A 243-nucleotide genomic window follows, 5' to 3' on the forward strand; every position below is an offset into this window, starting at 1 on the left:
GCAAGAGCCGAATATGTGAAAGGCGTACCCAGTGCCAGCTTAACCGTGTCAGCCTTGGTCAGATACATAAGCGGGGTTTGAATTTCCAAACCTTCACCAGCTCGCGAGTTGTACCCAAGAGCCGAGTTTATCGAGTCTTGCATATCGTTTATGAAACCCGGCCGGCAATCGCGCTGTTTGCGAGGGAATTGCAAACATTGTCACTGGTGTATGCGGAATGGACAATGCCAATTATCCCGATTG

At 49.8% G+C, this 243-nt stretch carries 1 protein-coding gene; it reads right to left on the reverse strand.

What is annotated here, in order from left to right:
- A partial coding sequence (locus tag RMT89_RS46440; protein WP_399499120.1) for a 7-cyano-7-deazaguanine synthase occupies window positions 1-194 on the reverse strand: 194 nt, incomplete at its 3' end.
- Between the last annotated feature and the right edge of the window lie 49 nt (window positions 195-243).

It is taken from the genome of Streptomyces sp. P17 (genome assembly GCF_032436805.1).
Lineage (GTDB): Bacteria > Actinomycetota > Actinomycetes > Streptomycetales > Streptomycetaceae > Streptomyces.